The sequence below is a fragment of the Sulfitobacter sp. M368 genome (genome assembly GCF_025141875.1).
GTDB lineage: Bacteria > Pseudomonadota > Alphaproteobacteria > Rhodobacterales > Rhodobacteraceae > Sulfitobacter > Sulfitobacter mediterraneus_A.
Genome location: NZ_CP081113.1, coordinates 1,991,207 through 2,007,966 on the forward strand (window position 1 = coordinate 1,991,207; position 16,760 = coordinate 2,007,966).

At 59.7% G+C, this 16,760-nt stretch carries 18 protein-coding genes; 12 read left to right on the top strand and 6 right to left on the bottom strand.

The window, feature by feature from the left end:
• Position 1: 1 nt before the first annotated feature.
• Together ctaA and K3754_RS10010 are read right to left on the bottom strand one after the other, a co-directional pair.
• Entirely contained in the window at positions 2-1,150 is a 1,149-nt protein-coding gene (gene ctaA, locus K3754_RS10005) for a heme A synthase (protein WP_259936928.1), read from the bottom strand.
• A 55-nt stretch (positions 1,151-1,205) separates the two neighbouring features.
• Entirely contained in the window at positions 1,206-1,958 is a 753-nt protein-coding gene (locus K3754_RS10010; RefSeq protein ID WP_259936930.1) for an RNA methyltransferase, read from the bottom strand.
• A 138-nt stretch (positions 1,959-2,096) separates the two neighbouring features.
• On the opposite strand from K3754_RS10010, the gene K3754_RS10015 reads away from it, so the two are divergent.
• The gene (locus K3754_RS10015; protein WP_259936931.1) at positions 2,097-2,717 is read left to right on the top strand and encodes a thiamine phosphate synthase; all 621 of its coding nucleotides are present in this window, start codon (positions 2,097-2,099) and stop codon (positions 2,715-2,717) included.
• A gap of 13 nt (positions 2,718-2,730) precedes the next feature.
• On the opposite strand, the gene K3754_RS10020 is transcribed toward K3754_RS10015, so the two are convergent.
• Entirely contained in the window at positions 2,731-3,873 is a 1,143-nt protein-coding gene (locus K3754_RS10020) for a HupE/UreJ family protein (protein WP_259936932.1), read from the bottom strand.
• Here K3754_RS10020 and K3754_RS10025 point away from each other — a divergent pair.
• The 4 genes from K3754_RS10025 (at position 3,872) to K3754_RS10040 (ending at position 7,418) form a co-directional block, all read left to right on the top strand.
• The gene (locus K3754_RS10025) at positions 3,872-4,684 is read left to right on the top strand and encodes a DUF4198 domain-containing protein (protein WP_259936939.1); all 813 of its coding nucleotides are present in this window, start codon (positions 3,872-3,874) and stop codon (positions 4,682-4,684) included. The genes K3754_RS10020 and K3754_RS10025 overlap by 2 nt on opposite strands.
• 66 nt (positions 4,685-4,750) lie before the next feature.
• Positions 4,751-5,647, top strand: coding sequence for a PfkB family carbohydrate kinase (locus K3754_RS10030; RefSeq protein WP_259936941.1), 897 nt, complete (start codon positions 4,751-4,753; stop codon positions 5,645-5,647).
• Positions 5,644-6,564, top strand: coding sequence for a pseudouridine-5'-phosphate glycosidase (locus tag K3754_RS10035; protein ID WP_259936942.1), 921 nt, complete (start codon positions 5,644-5,646; stop codon positions 6,562-6,564). Before K3754_RS10030 ends, K3754_RS10035 begins: the two co-directional genes overlap by 4 nt.
• 104 nt (positions 6,565-6,668) lie before the next feature.
• The gene (locus K3754_RS10040) at positions 6,669-7,418 is read left to right on the top strand and encodes a DUF502 domain-containing protein (protein ID WP_259936943.1); all 750 of its coding nucleotides are present in this window, start codon (positions 6,669-6,671) and stop codon (positions 7,416-7,418) included.
• 2 nt (positions 7,419-7,420) lie between these two features.
• Here the strand turns inward: K3754_RS10040 and K3754_RS10045 are convergent, their stop codons facing one another.
• Both K3754_RS10045 and K3754_RS10050 read right to left on the bottom strand, forming a co-directional pair.
• Positions 7,421-8,452, bottom strand: a complete 1,032-nt coding sequence (locus tag K3754_RS10045) for a patatin-like phospholipase family protein (protein WP_259936945.1) — start codon at positions 8,450-8,452, stop codon at positions 7,421-7,423.
• A 3-nt stretch (positions 8,453-8,455) separates the two neighbouring features.
• Entirely contained in the window at positions 8,456-9,241 is a 786-nt protein-coding gene (locus tag K3754_RS10050) for a 3-hydroxybutyrate dehydrogenase (RefSeq protein ID WP_238936639.1), read from the bottom strand.
• 410 nt (positions 9,242-9,651) lie between these two features.
• On the opposite strand from K3754_RS10050, the gene K3754_RS10055 reads away from it, so the two are divergent.
• Together K3754_RS10055 and K3754_RS10060 are read left to right on the top strand one after the other, a co-directional pair.
• The gene (locus K3754_RS10055; protein WP_311201422.1) at positions 9,652-11,373 is read left to right on the top strand and encodes an extracellular solute-binding protein; all 1,722 of its coding nucleotides are present in this window, start codon (positions 9,652-9,654) and stop codon (positions 11,371-11,373) included.
• Positions 11,374-11,420: 47 nt separating this feature from the next.
• The gene (locus K3754_RS10060; RefSeq protein ID WP_203211181.1) at positions 11,421-11,897 is read left to right on the top strand and encodes an arsenate reductase ArsC; all 477 of its coding nucleotides are present in this window, start codon (positions 11,421-11,423) and stop codon (positions 11,895-11,897) included.
• Positions 11,898-11,899: 2 nt separating this feature from the next.
• Here K3754_RS10060 and K3754_RS10065 read toward each other — a convergent pair whose 3' ends face one another.
• Complete coding sequence (locus tag K3754_RS10065) at positions 11,900-12,523, bottom strand: helix-turn-helix domain-containing protein (protein WP_259936948.1); 624 nt, start codon at positions 12,521-12,523, stop codon at positions 11,900-11,902.
• Between the two features lie 64 nt (positions 12,524-12,587).
• Between K3754_RS10065 and K3754_RS10070 the strand changes: the two genes are divergently transcribed.
• From K3754_RS10070 to K3754_RS10090, 5 genes are all read left to right on the top strand, one after another.
• Positions 12,588-14,108, top strand: coding sequence for a class I adenylate-forming enzyme family protein (locus K3754_RS10070; protein ID WP_259936950.1), 1,521 nt, complete (start codon positions 12,588-12,590; stop codon positions 14,106-14,108).
• A complete protein-coding gene (locus K3754_RS10075) occupies positions 14,101-14,748 on the top strand; it encodes a DsbA family oxidoreductase (RefSeq protein WP_259936952.1) in 648 nt (215 codons plus the stop codon). The genes K3754_RS10070 and K3754_RS10075 overlap by 8 nt, the downstream gene beginning before the upstream one ends.
• A gap of 120 nt (positions 14,749-14,868) precedes the next feature.
• Entirely contained in the window at positions 14,869-15,036 is a 168-nt protein-coding gene (locus K3754_RS10080) for a hypothetical protein (RefSeq protein ID WP_259936953.1), read from the top strand.
• Complete coding sequence (locus K3754_RS10085; RefSeq protein ID WP_259936955.1) at positions 15,033-15,440, top strand: hypothetical protein; 408 nt, start codon at positions 15,033-15,035, stop codon at positions 15,438-15,440. Before K3754_RS10080 ends, K3754_RS10085 begins: the two co-directional genes overlap by 4 nt.
• An 88-nt stretch (positions 15,441-15,528) precedes the next feature.
• A complete protein-coding gene (locus K3754_RS10090; protein WP_409202353.1) occupies positions 15,529-16,758 on the top strand; it encodes a multidrug effflux MFS transporter in 1,230 nt (409 codons plus the stop codon).
• Positions 16,759-16,760: the final 2 nt, after the last annotated feature.

A 16,760-nucleotide genomic window follows, 5' to 3' on the forward strand; every position in this document is an offset into this window, starting at 1 on the left:
CTCAATTTCCTCTCAGGGATGTTGCAACGGGATAGGCGGCCAGAAAACGGGCGCGCAGGATCAAGACCCAGAGGATCACGGCAAGTGCCTGATGGACAAGGGCAATATGCACAGGCGCGGCATAAACAACCGTGGTGATGCCAACTGCGATTTGCAGCGCCAGGGCCGCCATCACCGCATTAAAGGCAAAGCGGGTGTTGGGATGGGCCGATTGCCGCCCGCGCAGCCAGACCACAATCCCGAAAACCAACAGCAGATACCCCGCAATCCGGTGCATAAACTGCACCAAACCGGGGTTCTCAAAGAAATTCCGCCATGCGGGTGCGATGTCAAAGGCGTCAGGCGGAAAGAACTGCCCCTGCATCAGCGGCCAATCAACAAAATAGCGGCCCGCATCAATGCCCGCGACCAAGGCACCAAGCAGGATTTGCAGGAATGCAAAATGCAGCAGGCCTGTTGCCAGCCCAAATTGTTTGCCCTCCTTGGCGCGGCGGGCCTGCATCAGGTCGCGTTCGCTGCGCCCGAGCAACAGCACATACCAGGTGATGAACCCAAGAATCACAAAGGCCAGCCCCAGATGCGTGGCAAGGCGGTAGCTGGCCACATCGGTGATGCCCTCGCCGCTGGTCACGCCGGAGGCAACCATCCACCAGCCGATCGCGCCCTGCACACCGCCAAGCGCACCGATGAACACCAATCGTCCGGTCCAGCCGGTGGGAATTTGCCGCCGCACAAGGAACCAGAGAAAGCCGATGGCCCAGACAAGGCCGATCACCCGGCCCAATTGGCGATGCCCCCATTCCCACCAGTATATTGTTTTGAAATCAGACAGCTGCATCCAGGCATTCTGGACCTTGAATTCGTCGATCTCTTGATACTTGGCAAATTCGCTTTGCCAGTCTGCCTCGCTCAGCGGTGGGATTGCGCCGGTCAGGGGGCGCCATTCGGTAATCGACAATCCGCTGTCGGTCAAACGGGTCAGACCGCCCACAGCGATCATCACAAACACCAGTGCAAAGAGGATCATGAGCCAGATGCGGATGGCGCCGCGTGCGCCGCCCCTGCCCCGGTCAATCACTCCGGTTTGTGCCATGGGGCGTTCGGCTTCTGCCGCGCCCACCTCTTCGAACAACTTGCGTTTTTCCGCCATGCTGCGCCTCACTTTTCATCTTGCACAGATAGGTAGGGCAGCGGGCGCGAAAGGTCTAGTCGCGCTCTTTCCAGCGTACCATTTGACGCATCATACCATGTAGCATTTGCACATCCGCCCGCGTCAGCGGCATGCGCGACCACATATTGCGCAGGTTGATCTTCATCGATTGGGCCTTGTGTTCAGGGAAAAAGAACCCGGCCTCCTCCAGACGGTCCTCAAAATGGCCCGCCAGATGTTCGATGTCCTGACCCTTGGCCCAATCGGTGCCGGCCATTTCGACGGTCAGATCCGTCACCTCGGCGCTGGCACGCATCCATTCATAGCCCATCAGCAACACACATTGCGCGAGGTTGAGCGAGGCAAATTCCGGATTCACCGGCACGGTTACGATGGCATTTGCGCGGGCCACGTCATCGTTTTCCAAACCCGCACGTTCCGGCCCGAACAGAACCGCAACACGTTGTCCTTCCCCGATCCGGGCGGCGGCGTCGCGCATCGCGGCTTCGGGGCTGAACACCGGTTTGGTCAGATCACGGCCCCGCGCCGTGGTGGCATAGACATAATCACAATCGGACAGGGCATCGGGCAGATCAGGGCAAAGTTGCGCCGCATCCAGAACCCGGCCCGCGCCAGAGGCCATCGCAACAGCGGCCGGATTGGGCCAACCGTCACGGGGCGCAACAATGCGCATGTGATCAAGGGTGAAATTCAACATCGCCCGCGCCGCCGCGCCGATGTTTTCACCCATTTGCGGGCGCACCAGCACCACGGCTGGCATCTTCAACTTACCAATTTCATCGCTCATGCCCGCCTCTTACGCGCCGCCGCAGAGCACCGCAAGATGGCGGATACACGGGCGAAATCGTCCATGGCCCCAGATAGGGTTTTGCATTTGCCGCCCCATCCGATAATCAGGCGCTCAAGACTATGAAAAGGACGCGACATGGACCAGCCAGAACAGCCGCAGATCTATCTGATCACGCCGCCAGAAATTGAACTGAGCAGCTTTCCCGATGTTTTGGCCGGTGTTCTGGATGCCCATCCCATCGCCTGTGTGCGCCTTGCCCTGTCCACCCGTGACGAGGACCGCCTGTCGCGCGCCGCAGATGCCCTGCGCGAAGTGACCCATGCCCGTGATGTAGCCTTGGTGATTTCCGATCACTTGTTGCTGGTTGAACGTCTGGGGCTGGATGGTGTGCATCTGTCAGATGCGGCGCGGTCGGTGCGATACACCCGTAAGGAGCTGGGCGAGGATGCAATCGTCGGCAGTTTCTGCGGCATCTCGCGCCATGATGGTATGGCGGCTGGTGAGGCGGGCGCCGATTACATCAGCTTTGGGCCGGTGCAGGCCTCGCCCTTGGACGACGGCAGCTTTGCCGAGTTGGACGTGTTTCAGTGGTGGTCCGAGATGATCGAAGTGCCGGTTGTTGCCGAAGGCGCGTTGGACGCGGCGATGGTCCGCACGTTGACGCCCTATACCGATTTCTTTGGGGTGGGTGATGAGATCTGGCAGCAGGAAAATCCCGCTGCCGCGCTTGGTGAATTGATCAAGGCAATGGGCTAACCAACGGCCCCTATTACAAAAATACCCGTTCTACAAACCAATAGGCCCCGACGGCTGCGATCACGCAGGAGGCAGGCACCGCTATGCGGCTGCGGTACCATGCGTGATTTGCCGCCCAGCCCACGGCGGCAAAGGCGAGTGCGATCACTGTCAACTGTCCCAATTCAACGCCAACGTTAAAGCCGATCAATGCGGGAATAAACTGCGCTTCCGGCAAGCCAAATTCGCCCAGCACGGAGGCAAAGCCAAGCCCGTGTAGCAAACCAAATCCAAAGATCACCAATGGACGCCAGGCATTAAGCTTGGAGGCAAAGACGTTCTCAATCGCCACATAGACAATCGATGCAGCGATCAGCGGCTCGACAATTTCACCTGGAACGGACACCCATCCCAGCGCCCCCAGTGCCAGGGTCACGGTATGCGCCAGCGTGAAGGCCGAGACCTGCCAGATCAGTGGGCGCAGACGGGTAGAGAGGAAAAACAGCCCCAGAACGAACAGGATATGATCCAGACCCTTGGGCAGAATATGGTCAAAACCAACGGGAATATAGCTCATGAAGGCCTGCATCGGGGTCTGCGCCCCGCCGCCCGCCAGCGCAATTGTGCCAGAGCTTTCGCCGCCACTGAGATATCCCGTAAAGGGCGCCTCGACCCCTTGTTGGCGCAGCACCATCGCGCCAGCGCCGTCAGGCCAGTTCACTATAATACTGCGGGCATCGGCGGGCAGATCGGCGGTGAAAGTCCAAGTGGACAATCGCGGCAGTTCCAAATCGACACCTTCAGGCACCTGCAAATCGCGTGTTTCAAGCGGCAGTGCCTGGTCCCCCGACATCAGGACCGGCAAAGCGTTCCAACCGGGCAGCAAGACAGGCGCGCGTTCGGCAACCTCAGCCGCGCTCAGCCCGCGCCATGTGTCATAGTCGGCCGCGTTCGGCGCATTGTTGGTATCGTCCAGCTCATCCAGATCAATCCCGGCCAGAAAGGCCTCAAGATTGATCTGCAGGGTCAATTCCAACTGGCCGTCAGTCACCGTGAAATCACCGATGGTCGGCTGCACCTCATGGGCGCGGGCGGTGTCTGCGATCCACAGAAGCAGACTTGACATTAACGCCACCAGCGTCAGCTTGAGTTTGGTCCCATCAAAGGTATGCCACATGTTTCTGTCTCGCCTTCTGCCCTTGCCGTTTCTTGTTGCGCTTGCTGCGCCGGTTGCGTCCCATGAATTCTGGATCGAACCGGATCAATATCAAGTGCCAATTGGCGGCACGCTACAGGCGGATTTTAAGAACGGCCAGAATTTTCGTGGCACAACGCTGGGGTTTTTTGATCGGCGCTCTGAAACCTATGCCTTGATCGCAAATGACAAGCGCACTGAGTTGATGCCGCGCGCCGGGGATCGGCCTGCGCTCAATGTGCCGGCCCCTCTGGCGGATACCTTGGCGGTGGTGATCCACGAAACCGCTCCGTCAACTCTGACCTACAAGGAATGGGCCAAGTTCCTGAAATTTGCAGAGCACAAGGATTTTCAGTCTGCAGCGACGGACCATGCGGCGGCAGGTTGGCCCATGGAAGGTTTCAAGGAACGCTACACCCGGCACGCCAAGTCCTTGATCGCGGTTGGGTCCGGTGCGGGTGCGGACGCAAGCACCGGAATGCAAACGGAATTTGTCGCGCTCAGCAATCCTTACGCGCCGGATTTTGATGGCCAGATGCGGGTCCGGGTTCTTTATCAGGGCGCCGTACGTCCAGATGCGCAGGTCGAGGTGTTCGACCGCGCGCGCAGCGGTGATGTGACTGTCACGCTGTACCGGACCAATGCGCAAGGCGAGGCGGTGATCCCTGTTAGTTCCGGACACAGCTATATCTTTGATGCGGTGGTTCTGCGTCCTGCAGCTGACATGGTGGACCCAAAGACTGATCCGGTCTGGGAAACCCTTTGGGCAGCGCTGACCTTTGCGGTGCCGTAAGGACAACGGCATTTTGCGGTCACAGCCGCCTTGCCCTTAAGTGGCAACAGCGGCTACATCCGGCCTATGTCTGACACAAATTCCAAAACCCCCGATATTCTGTGCATCGGTTCCGTTCTATGGGACGTGATTGGCCGGTCAGAGACCGCGATGCGCCAAGGCTCCGATATGCCGGGGCGGATCACCCGACTGCCCGGCGGTGTGGCGCTGAACATCGGGATGGCGCTGGCGCGGTTCGGCCTGAAGCCGGCCTTGCTGAGCGCCGTGGGCCGCGACATTGAAGGCGATGAACTGATCCGCGCTTGCGCCCTGCGCGGGCTGAACACAGAGCACATCTACCGCTCGGATGATTTGCCAACAGATCAGTATATGGCTGTCGAAGGATCAAACGGGCTGATTGCAGCGATTGCCGATGCCCATTCGCTTGAGGCGGCAGGAGACAAGATCTTGCGCCCGTTGTCGGACGGCAGTCTCGCTGCGCCCTATTGCGGGGCGGTCGCGCTGGATGGCAATCTGACGCTGGATTTGCTGGCGCAGGTGGCGCAAAGCCCGTTGTTGGCGCAGGCCGATCTGCGGGTTGCACCCGCCTCCCCCGGCAAGGCGTTGCGGCTCAGCCCGTTTGTGCAATCGGGGCGCGGCACACTTTATGTAAACCTCGAAGAGGCCGGGCTGCTGTGTGAAGCCCCGTTTGAAAGCTCTGCCGATGCGGCGGCTGGCCTGCTCGCGCGCGGTGCGGCGCGGGCGGTTGTGACCGATGGCGGCAATCCTGCGACCGTAGGGCAATCGGATGCCCTGATCACCATGACGCCGCCGCAGGTGCATGTGGCCCGTGTGACCGGTGCTGGCGATACCTTTATGGCGGCCCATGTCGCTGCAGAATTACGCGACCGCGATCCGCAATCGGCCTTGTCCGATGCGCTTGAAGCCGCCGCCCTTTATGTGTCCGGAGAGACCAAGATATGACCACCCTGCCCCTGACCTACAGCGCCGAAGTGGCCAAAGCCCGCACATCGGGCGCTGCGATTGTTGCGCTTGAAAGCACGATCATCACCCACGGCATGCCCTATCCGCAAAACCTGGAGGTCGCCCGGCAGGTTGAGGACGACATTCGCGCCGCCGGTGCGGTGCCTGCCACGATTGCGGTGATAGAAGGAACCCTCCACATCGGGCTGGATCCTGAGCAATTGACCAGCTTGGCGCAGGCCAAGGGCGTGGCCAAACTCAGCCGCGCGGACATGGCCGTTTGCATCGCCACGGGCGGCACGGGTGCCACGACGGTGGCCGCCACGATGATCGCGGCGCATCTCGCTGGGATCGGGGTCTTTGCCACGGGCGGCATTGGCGGTGTACACAAAGGCGCCGAAGACAGCTTTGACATCTCGGCGGACCTGATGGAGCTGGCCCAAACACCCGTGACCGTGGTGGCCGCCGGGGCCAAGGCGATTTTGGACGTGCCAAAAACCCTTGAAGTGCTGGAAACCCAGGGTGTGCCGGTCATTGCCGTCGGCCAAGACAGCTTTCCTGCGTTCTGGAGCGCGACGTCACCCCTGCCCGCCCCCTTGCGGATGGATGAGGCCGCACAGATCGCCCGCGCCCACCGGATGCGCGGCGCGATGGGCCTGCCCGGCGGACAATTGATCGCCAACCCCATCCCCGCCGCAGATGAAATCCCTGCCGCCGAACTGGCCCCGGTGATCGCGCAGGCACAGGCTGATGCAGATGCCCACGGGATCGCTGGCAAAGGGGTCACGCCCTATCTGCTTCAACGGATTTTCGAGCTGACCGAGGGGCGGTCTTTGATCGCCAATATCGCGCTGGTGCGCAACAATGCCCGTCTGGCGGCAGATATTGCCCGTGAATTGACCGAACTGCCCGTTTGACCTCATAAAAATCAGGTGATCCTCCGCCATTTTCAGGTGCAGCCATTGTCGGACCCCGGCAAAGGAACTAGCTATAGCCAGATCGATTTTGGAACCCTTGAGACATGAACACGCCATTTGACATTGAACCCACGCCCAAGCGCGGCGTGTTGGCCCGTTTGCGGGCCTCGTTCCTGACCGGATTGGTGGTGATCGCGCCCGTTGGGCTGACGATGTGGCTGATCTGGACGGTTGTGGGTTGGATCGACGGATTTGTTCTGCCGCTGGTGCCGGAGGTCTATCACCCCGACCGGATGTTGCAGGACTACCTTGGCCTCGATCCGTCGGTGCAGATCAACGTGCGCGGCCTTGGTGTGGTTATTTTCCTGCTGTTCACGATCATTGTCGGTTGGATGGCCAAGGGGATCATGGGCCGGTCCCTGATCCGCTTTGCCGAAGGTCTGGTGGAACGCACACCGGTAGTGCGGTCGATCTATTCGGGGATCAAACAGATTTCCGAAACCATCTTTGCCCAGTCCGAGCGCAGCTTTGAGACGGCCTGTCTGATCGAATATCCGCGCCGGGGCATCTGGGCCCTGGGCTTTATCTCGACCATGGCCAAGGGCGAGGTCGCCGCCAAGACCGATCCATCGGATGACATGGTCTCGGTCTTTCTGCCGACAACGCCGAACCCGACCTCGGGTTTCCTGCTGTTTTTCCCGCGGAAAGACGTGATTGAGCTGGATATGAGCGTCGAGGACGCTGCCAAACTGGTGATCTCTGCGGGGCTGGTTTACCCCTCCGACCGCTCCGAGGGGCAGACAGGCACGGGCGGATTGACGGATTTGTTGGACAAGATCCCGGCCAAGGACTGATTTCAGCCAAACATCGCTGGCAGATCGACCGAACTGCGTTGGCCCAGATCATCCTTATGATTGGCCAGAAATTGATCGGCGGCGTTGTACCCCGCATCGTGCAGGGTTTTGATCACGGCTGCATTGGGCACCAGTTTGGTGGCCACGGACAGTTGCGCCATCAATTCATCATCAGCAATCATATGCACCCGTACACGGCTCATATGCCCTTCGGACACGGCCCCGTCGTCCAGCAAGCGTTGTACAAATTCGATGGCGCGCAACTCGCGAAACAGGCTAGAATTAAAGCTGATCTCGTTGATCCGGTTCTGGATCTGTTTGGGAGTGACCGGCAGCTCGTCCCGCTCCAACGGGTTGATGTTGATGATCACGATGTCATCAGGCAGATCTCGTTGAAACAGCGGGAACAGCGCCGGATTGCCGGTATAGCCGCCATCCCAAAACGCCTCATTCCGGCCGGTTTCGGGATCGAAAAGCTCCACCGCCTTGAAAATCGTCGGCAGACAGGCCGAGGCCATCAAAGCGTCAGGGCCGATCTCGTCGCCTTCAAAAATCTTGATCTTGCCGTTGCGCACCCGTGTGGCGCAGATGAACAATAGCGGCGCGACGTGATTGCAGACCCTGTCATAGTCGAACCGCTGCACAATATCGGACAGTGGATTGCGATAGAACGGGCCATAGGCGTAGGGCGAAATCTGGCCAGAAACGGCATCTGACAGCGTCACAGGCCAGCTGTATTCAATCGCCTGGCTGAGCGCCCCTATGCCGAAAGGGGCCATCCAATGGGCCAGACGCATGTCGGTGACACCCGCGACCTGTCCCCAAAGCCATGTCAGATTGTCCCGTGCGCCCGCCTTGCCGCCCTGCACCATCCCAGCCTTGAGCGCAGCGCCGTTGAGCGCCCCTGCCGAGGTGCCGGAGATGCCGCAGATCTCGACTTCGTCGTCCTTGAGCAAACGGTCAAGGGCACCCCAGGTGAAGGCGCCATGCGCCCCGCCGCCCTGAAGCGCCAGATTGATGCGTTTCTTTGCCATGAATTACAGCGCGGTCCAGCCGCCATCGACGCTGATGGTGGTGCCGGTGATCTGTGCCGCCGCAGAGGAACACAGAAACGTCGCCGTGCCGCCCATCTGTTCAACAGTGGCAAATTCCTTGCTGGGCTGGCGGGTGAGCATGACGTTCTCGATGACCTCTTCGCGGGTCATGTCGTATTCCTTCATGGTGTCGGGGATCTGCTTTTCCACAATCGGGGTCAGCACGTAACCGGGGCAAATGGCGTTGCAGGTGATGTCTTCCTTGGCGGTTTCCAGTGCGGTGGTCTTGGTCAGGCCGACCACCCCGTGTTTGGCAGCGATATAGGCCGCCTTGTAGGGCGACGCCGTCAACCCATGTGCCGAGGCGATGTTGATCACCCGGCCCCAACCTGCCTTGCGCATCATCGGCAGGGCCACGGCGGTGGTGTGAAAGGCAGATGACATGTTGATCGCGATGATCGCATCCCATTTCTCGACCGGAAAATCGGGAATTGCGGCGACATGTTGAATACCTGCATTGTTAACCAGAATATCGCAGCGCCCTGCCTTGGTGATCAGATCACGGCATTGATCGCCCTTGGACATATCGGCCTGAATGTAGCGTGCGCTTACTCCGGCCTCGTCCGCGATGCTTTGCGCCAGCGCGTGATCTTCGTCATTGTCGGTAAAGGAATTGAGGACAATATCCGCCCCCGCGCGGGCCAGTTCCCAAGCAATCCCCAGGCCAATGCCCGAGTTCGAGCCGGTGATGACGGCGGTTTTGCCGGACAGGTCAATCGTGAATGCCATGGGATGTCTCCTTGAGTATGCTGCGCACGCATCTTGCCGTGCTGCGGCTGCAAAGGAAACGCCCTATTTCTGATTTGGTTCCGCCCTGCTTTGTGCAGGGTCCAAACCAGTTTCTGCCAAAAAAAACGCCCGCACGAAGCGGGCGTTAAGTTATTGAGGCAGGTTTCATACAGGCAAGAAACCTATCGAGCAGTGACACCTTTATAAGCAATTCGATGCCTCAGGCCAAGCTAAAAGTTGCAACTCCCCGTTAACCCCCGCTATTCATGGCCTCAATAAAACAAGGGCAGAGCGGGATTGTTGCAGAAATGGCAATGGATTTTTTCCAAAAATTGCGGGGCGTTGCGGGGGCTTCTTCACTGATTCTCTTCGCGGCGATGGCACAGGCTGCGCCAAAACACGGGATATCTATGTATGGAGAACCCGCGCTGCCACCTGATTTTGTGTCGCTGCCTTATGTGAACGCAGATGCGCCCAAGGGCGGGCAGATCACTCTGGGCGACAACGGCGGTTTCGACAGTCTCAATCCGTTTGTCCGAAAGGGCAACAAACCCTGGCAGCTGCCATTTTTGACCCACGAAAGCCTGATGGGGCGCTCTTGGGATGAGCCATTTACGCTTTATGGGCTGCTCGCCGAATCGATTGAAACCCCGGATGACCGCTCCTGGGTCGAGTTTACCCTGCGGCCAGAGGCGCGATTCTCCGATGGCTCGCCTGTCACTGTGGAGGATGTGATCTTCTCCTATGACCTGCTCGGGACCGAAGGGCATCCCAAATATCACGGGCTGCGCAGCCAGATCGAAACGATTAAGGCCACCGGCCCGCGCAAAGTCCGGATGACTTTCAACACCGACAACCGGGAACTGGCCCTGTTGGCCGGGATGCGCCCGATCCTGTCCAAGGCGCAGTGGGAAGGCAAAGACTTTGCCAATGCCCCTTTGCAGGACATCCCGCTGGGCAGCGGTCCCTATGTGGTCACTGATTACAAGGCCGGCGCGCAGGTGGTTCTGACACGCAACCCCGATTACTGGGGAGCGGATGTTCCCGTGGTGCGCGGCACCAACAACTTTGACCAGATCAAGATCGACTTTTACGGCGATGCCAATGTGTTGTTCGAGGCGTTCAAAGGCGGTGAAATTTCCGCGGTGCGTGAGTTCAACGCCGAAACCTGGGCCACACAATACGATTTCCCCGCCATCGATCGGGGTGAGGTGCTAAAATCCACCTTTGCCCATCAAAAACCATCGGGCATGACGGGATTTGTGATGAACACCCGCCGCCCGCCGTTTGACGATTGGCGTCTGCGCGAGGCGATGATCGCGGCGTTTAACTTTGAATATATAAATGATGCCTTAACGGGCGGATCGTTGCCGCGGATTTCCTCCTATTTCTCCAACTCCGAACTGGCGATGCAGCCCGGTCCCGCCAAGGGCGCGGTTCTGGCGGCATTGGCACCCTATTCCGATCACCTGCTGCCCGGCACATTGGAAGGCTATACCCTGCCCGTTGCCGATGGCACGGCCCGCAACCGCAAGGGCATTCGCGCCGCGATGAAACTGTTTGAGGCCGCCGGTTACAGCCCGCAGGATGGCCAGATGCGTGATGCCAACGGCAAACCGCTCAGCTTTCGCATTCTGCTGTCCAAGAACAACGCCGAGCACACCAAGATTGCCGAGCTCTACATTCAGGCGCTCAAGCGTTTGGGCGTGGAGGCCTCAGTCGAGGTTGTCGACAATGCCCAACTGGTGGCGCGAACCTCCGATTTCGATTTCGATATGGCTCATTTCCGTCGTGCCCTGTCGCTGAGCCCCGGCAACGAACAGCGATATTACTGGGGAAGTGCAGCGGCAGATCAGCCGGGATCGCGCAACCTGATGGGGGCCAGGAACCCGGCGATTGACGGATTGATTGACCAGATGCTGTCAGCCCGCGACCGCGAAGGGTTTACCGCTGCCACCCGCGCACTGGACCGGGTGTTAACCGCAGGGCGCTATGTCATCCCGTTCTGGCAATTCAACGAGGGTTTGATCGCCCATGATGCGCGGATGGTCTATCCCGAAACACTGCCGCTTTATGGGGATGGGTCGTATTACATGCCGCAGGTCTGGTGGTGGCAGGACGCGGGCAACTGACCTGTCTCTGTCATAAAACCGAAACATCCCTCTTGTAGGCGAGGCTCATGAATATACTTGTTTTATGCACCGGCAACTCCGCCCGCTCGATCTTGCTTGAATCGATCCTCAACAATCTGGGCAAAGGCCGCGTGCGGGCCTATTCCGCCGGAAGCCAGCCTGCCGGTCAGGTGCACCCGCAATCCATTGTCCTGCTTGGCGAAAAAGGCATGGATGTTTCTGATGCCCGTTCCAAAAGCTGGGATGAATTTGCCCTGCCGGACGCGCCGGTTATGGATGCAGTGATCACGGTCTGCGGATCGGCGGCAGGCGAGACCTGCCCGATGTGGCCGGGTGCACCCATCCGCGCCCATTGGGGTGTCGAAGATCCAGCCGCCGCGCAGGGAAAGGCCGTTCCCGGCGCTTTTTCCCAGGCCTATGATATTTTGTACAGGCGCGCCGCTGCCTTCCTTGCCGAACCCGTGGAAAAGATGGACGCCGCAGCGTTGCGGACGCATTTGAACGCCTGCGCCCTGATCCTTTGACCTCAGGCCAGCGACGTCACCCATAGGATCATCGCGTCATCCGCGCTGGTGGAAATGACGTTATGGCCCATGGTCGCGTCATAATAGGCGCTGTCACCCCGGCGCAGTTCAACAGGTTCATAAAATTCTGTGTAAAGCTGCACAACACCGGTCAGCACATAGAGAAACTCTTCGCCGTCATGGCGCACCCAACCGTCAAATTCATCCATGCTGCGGGCGCGGATACGGGCGCGGTAGGGCAGCATTTGTTTCTTGCGCAGGGTATCGCCCAGCAGCTCATGCTCATAGGTGGTGGTCGCCTTGGCCGCCCCCTCGCCCGATTTGGTCACCGCCATACGGCCATTGATCTTGTCCGCAGCGGGCGGCGTGAACAATTGCGGGACCGAAATTTCCAGCCCCACGGCCAGCTTTTTCAACGCGTCATAGGTCGGAGACATCTGCCCGTTTTCGATCTTGGACAGGGTCGATCGGGCCAGCCCGGCCTGCTTGGCCGCCTGCTCCAATGTCCAACTGCGCCCCTTGCGCAGCTCGCGCACCCGCGCCCCCAGATCGACAGGCGGGGTTTCATCGCTTTCGCCGCTGGCGCGGGCGATCTGGATCAGGCTGACAGGGGCATCTTTGGTCATGGCCATGCTATATCGGCAGGCTGGCCACCTTGCAACGGCGGCGCGGACGCGGTAGCGCGGATATATGGACCTTACAGCCGAAAACGACCGTTTCCCACCCTGCCCCGCGCCCTTTAACATGGCCGAATATGTGCTGACCTCCGGCGGAGCAGCGGCAGATAAAACCGCCCTGATGATTGTTTCCGGCACGGACGTGGAGGAGTGGAACTATGGCCGGTTGCGCAGCGCAGTGCGCGGCACGGCGACAGGATTGCTGCAACTGGGGTTGGTGCCCGGGGATCGCGTTCTGATGCGTCTTGGCAATACGCCGGATTTCCCGCTGGCCTATCTGGGCGCACTGGCCGCAGGTCTGGTGCCGGTGCCGACCGCGGCGGCATTGACCGAGGCAGAGGTGGCGAAGATGTCGCCGATGCTCAAGCCCGCTGCGGTTCTGCGCGACCCGGATGTGGCCAGCGCCCCGGCCCCTCTTGAGGTCTCGTTGGAACGCTTGCGGGCCATGCGCGACCTGCCGCCTGCCGCATGGCATCGGGGCGATCCCAACCGGCTGGGATATATCATCTATACCTCCGGCACCTCCGGCAAACCTTCAGCGGTGATGCATGCACACCGGGCGATCTGGGCGCGGCGGATGATGTTCGATGGCTGGTACGGTCTGCGGGCGCAGGACCGGCTGCTGCACGCGGGCGCGTTCAACTGGACCTATACCCTTGGCACCGGGTTGATGGACCCATGGACCTGCGGCGCAACCGCATTGATCCCGGAGGCCGGAACTGCGCCATCCGGGCTGTGGCAGTTATTGCGAGACCACGATGCGACAATTTTTGCAGCCGCTCCGGGGGTTTATCGGCAGATGCTCAAGTCGGACCATGCGCCCGTCCTTCCCCAACTCCGCCATGGTCTTAGCGCCGGTGAAAAGATGGCCGATGGGGTGCGTGGGCATTGGAACGCCGCCACCGGCACCGCGATTTACGAGGCCTTTGGCATGTCGGAATGTTCCACATTCATTTCGGGCTGTCCGGACCATCCGGCAAGCCCCGGCGCTTTGGGCAGGGCGCAACCGGGGCGGCGCGTCTGCCTGATGGGCGATGACGGACCCGTCGAAGCTGGTCAGTCCGGCATTATCGCCATTCACAACACGGACCCCGGATTGATGCTGGGATACCTGGATGCGCCGGACCAAACAGCCTCGCGCTATCGCGGCGATTGGTTCCTGACCGGTGATCAGGCGCATATGGATGCGGACGGGCAGATCACCTATCTGGGGCGCAATGACGATATGATGAACGCGGGCGGCTTTCGTGTCTCGCCACTTGAGGTTGAGGCCGCGCTGGCCGCTGCGCCGGGGATCACCGGTATTGGTGTGGTCGAGGTGACCATAAAGGAGGGCGTTTCCGTAATCGCCGCCTTCTACACCGCGCCTGCCCCACTGGACCATCAGGCGCTGGACCAGTATGCCAAGGACAATCTGGCGCGGTACAAACAGCCGCGTCTTTATCAACATGTGCCAGAGCTGCCGATGGGCGCGAATGGCAAACTGCTGCGCCGGGCGTTGCGGGCCGATTATGAGGGCAAGAACAATGCGTGATCCGATCAAGCTGGACATTATGTCAGACCCGATTTGCCCGTGGTGCTATATCGGCAAGGCGCATCTGGACAAGGCGCTGGCACAGCGGCCAGACCATCCTTTCGTGATCGAATGGCATCCGTTCCAGCTCAACCCCGACATGCCTGCAGGCGGAATGGACCGGCGCGACTATCTTGAGGGCAAGTTCGGCGGCAAGGAAGCGGCGGTGCGGGCCTATGCCCCGGTGGTGGAACATGCTGAGAAAGCGGGCCTGAACATCAATTTCGAGGCGATGCAGCGCACGCCCAATACGCTCAATGCCCATCGGCTGATCCATTGGTCGGGCATCGAGGGGCGGCAGACTGCGGCGGTTTCGGCCCTGTTCAAAGCCTATTTTGTCGATGCGCGGGACATTGGCGATGCCGAAGTTCTGGCAGATATTGCTGACAGCATCGAAATGGACGCCGCGGTGGTCGCCAAACTGCTGCTGACCGACGAAGACATACAAGCCATCCGTGACCGCGATGCGCACAGCCGCCAGATGGGGATCAGCTCCGTTCCGACGTTCATTGTTGGCAACCAGCATGCCGTGCCAGGCGCACAGCCACCTGCGCTTTGGCTCAAGGTGATTGACGAGTTGACCGGCGCTGATCCGTCCTGACTGTGGCGTTTGGGGTACAGTTGCACAGCCCAGCGGCCCGCGCCCTTTTGCCTATCTGCACAAGCTGACGTAGAGTTCTGTTCATAAGGGGCGTTAGACCCCATCGAGAGAGCGGGTAAAATGGCAGACAAACAGGCAAATGTGCCTGCCCCGAACACAGTGCAAGTGTTTGGCAGAGCAGGGCTAATATTCACATCACTGACCACGGTCGATACCAGCGGCATCAAGGCGATCTGGCGCAATGAAAGCGTTGCAGCCTCCGCCTCGCAACTGGAGCGCCCAGCATGATGAAACTGCGCCCTGCCCGCTATCGCTCTGTGCTGACCTATGGCGCATTTGACCTATTTGGCCCCGATCAGATCCGGTTTTTGCAGGAATTAACCCGTTTGGGCAGCGATGTGATTGTCGGCTGCCGCACCGATGGGTTCAGCGCTCTATGCGGCCAGCCTTGCAACAACAGCTTTGGACAACGGCGCAACATGTTGGAGAGCTGCCGGTTTGTGTCAAAGGTGATCACCCAGGACAGCTTTGCCCAAATACGAACCGACATCGTGAACCATGACATCTGCGCCCTTATCGCGGCGCCAAACTGCGCCGGCCCCTTCGATGGGGTGCAGGATATTGCACAAATACTGCACCATGAGGGCGCGGAGATGTCGTATTTCGACAATTCTATGTCGCTGATAGCCTAAACCCCCACCGACCCTTGCACAATCCGGAATACCGATTGCCGCTATTGCAACCTTGAGTTATGCCTTGTGCACATTGAGGGAGCATTTCGTGACAGAGCAATCAGACCGGTTTGCCATGGGCCGCGCCGAATTTGTTGCGCTCATCGCGATGATGTTCGCAACGATCGCCTTTTCGATCGATGCAATGCTGCCCGCCCTGCCGGTTATGGGGGCCGAACTTGCCCCGGATGCCCCTCAAAACGCCGCCCTGATCCTGACCAGTTTTGTGCTCGGCATGGGGCTTGGCACCTTTATAAGCGGTCCGCTGTCTGATGCCTTTGGACGGCGGCGGATTATCTTTATCGGTGCGGGCCTCTATATTGTCTCGGCGGCGGTGGCCTGGGCCAGTTCCACACTTGAGGTGATGCTGGTCGCGCGGCTGTTCCAGGGGCTTGGCGCGTCCGGTCCGCGGATTGTTGCGGTGGCCGTTGTGCGTGATCTTTATGCGGGCCGTGAAATGGCGCGGATCGTGTCAATCGTCATGCTGATTTTCACCCTGATCCCTGCCTTTGCCCCGGCCATGGGCGCTGTGATTATCGCCGGTGTCGGATGGCGCGGTATCTTTGTCGCCTTTATTCTTTTCTCAATCATATCCGTGGTTTGGATGGGCCTGCGCCTGCCGGAAACGCTGCCTGTGGAAAACCGCAGGCCGCTCAAATTTCATCTGATGCGCAGCGCGGTTAAGGAAATGTTCGCCCACCCCGGCGTGCGGATCTCGATCTTTGTGCAATCGCTTGCCATGGGGATCTTGTTCCTGACCTTGATGCGCGTGCAGTCAATCTATGACGTGACCTATGGCCGGGCCGAAAACTTTCCCTATTGGTTTGGTGCGATTGCCCTTGTCGCGGGCAGTTCCAGCCTGCTGAACGCCAAGCTTGTGATGCGCTTTGGGATGCGGCGGATGGTGACGATGACCCTTGGCGCACAGATCATCATCTCGGCCGCGCTGCTGGTCAGCGGGGTTGCGAATATGGCCGAACCTTACGGGTTTGCCGCCTTCCTGTTCTGGCAGACCTGTTGTTTCTTTCAGGCCGGGCTGACCTTGGGCAATCTCAATGCCATCGCGATGGAGCCGATGGGCCATATCGCGGGCATGGCCGCCTCTGTTATCGGGTCATTTTCGACCGTGATTGCCGCTGTCGTGGCCTCGCTGATCGACATCTACTTTGATGGCGGGGTGCAGCTTTTGTTTGCGGCCGTGATGGCCATGGCGGTGATCGGCTTTGCCCTGATGCTGCAATTGGGGCGCATAGAGACACAGATGCAGGCGGCGGAGTAAGC

What these genes read in the sequence shown, in the direction of transcription:
- ctaA (WP_259936928.1), bottom strand. Translation starts at nt 1,150, where the DNA reads ATGGCGGAAAAACGCAAGTTGTTCGAAGAGGTGGGCGCGGCAGAAGCC.
- K3754_RS10010 (WP_259936930.1), bottom strand. Translation starts at nt 1,958, where the DNA reads ATGAGCGATGAAATTGGTAAGTTGAAGATGCCAGCCGTGGTGCTGGTG.
- K3754_RS10015 (WP_259936931.1), top strand. Translation starts at nt 2,097, where the DNA reads ATGGACCAGCCAGAACAGCCGCAGATCTATCTGATCACGCCGCCAGAA.
- K3754_RS10025 (WP_259936939.1), top strand. Translation starts at nt 3,872, where the DNA reads ATGTTTCTGTCTCGCCTTCTGCCCTTGCCGTTTCTTGTTGCGCTTGCT.
- K3754_RS10020 (WP_259936932.1), bottom strand. Translation starts at nt 3,873, where the DNA reads ATGTGGCATACCTTTGATGGGACCAAACTCAAGCTGACGCTGGTGGCG.
- K3754_RS10030 (WP_259936941.1), top strand. Translation starts at nt 4,751, where the DNA reads ATGTCTGACACAAATTCCAAAACCCCCGATATTCTGTGCATCGGTTCC.
- K3754_RS10035 (WP_259936942.1), top strand. Translation starts at nt 5,644, where the DNA reads ATGACCACCCTGCCCCTGACCTACAGCGCCGAAGTGGCCAAAGCCCGC.
- K3754_RS10040 (WP_259936943.1), top strand. Translation starts at nt 6,669, where the DNA reads ATGAACACGCCATTTGACATTGAACCCACGCCCAAGCGCGGCGTGTTG.
- K3754_RS10045 (WP_259936945.1), bottom strand. Translation starts at nt 8,452, where the DNA reads ATGGCAAAGAAACGCATCAATCTGGCGCTTCAGGGCGGCGGGGCGCAT.
- K3754_RS10050 (WP_238936639.1), bottom strand. Translation starts at nt 9,241, where the DNA reads ATGGCATTCACGATTGACCTGTCCGGCAAAACCGCCGTCATCACCGGC.
- K3754_RS10055 (WP_311201422.1), top strand. Translation starts at nt 9,652, where the DNA reads ATGTATGGAGAACCCGCGCTGCCACCTGATTTTGTGTCGCTGCCTTAT.
- K3754_RS10060 (WP_203211181.1), top strand. Translation starts at nt 11,421, where the DNA reads ATGAATATACTTGTTTTATGCACCGGCAACTCCGCCCGCTCGATCTTG.
- K3754_RS10065 (WP_259936948.1), bottom strand. Translation starts at nt 12,523, where the DNA reads ATGACCAAAGATGCCCCTGTCAGCCTGATCCAGATCGCCCGCGCCAGC.
- K3754_RS10070 (WP_259936950.1), top strand. Translation starts at nt 12,588, where the DNA reads ATGGACCTTACAGCCGAAAACGACCGTTTCCCACCCTGCCCCGCGCCC.
- K3754_RS10075 (WP_259936952.1), top strand. Translation starts at nt 14,101, where the DNA reads ATGCGTGATCCGATCAAGCTGGACATTATGTCAGACCCGATTTGCCCG.
- K3754_RS10080 (WP_259936953.1), top strand. Translation starts at nt 14,869, where the DNA reads ATGGCAGACAAACAGGCAAATGTGCCTGCCCCGAACACAGTGCAAGTG.
- K3754_RS10085 (WP_259936955.1), top strand. Translation starts at nt 15,033, where the DNA reads ATGATGAAACTGCGCCCTGCCCGCTATCGCTCTGTGCTGACCTATGGC.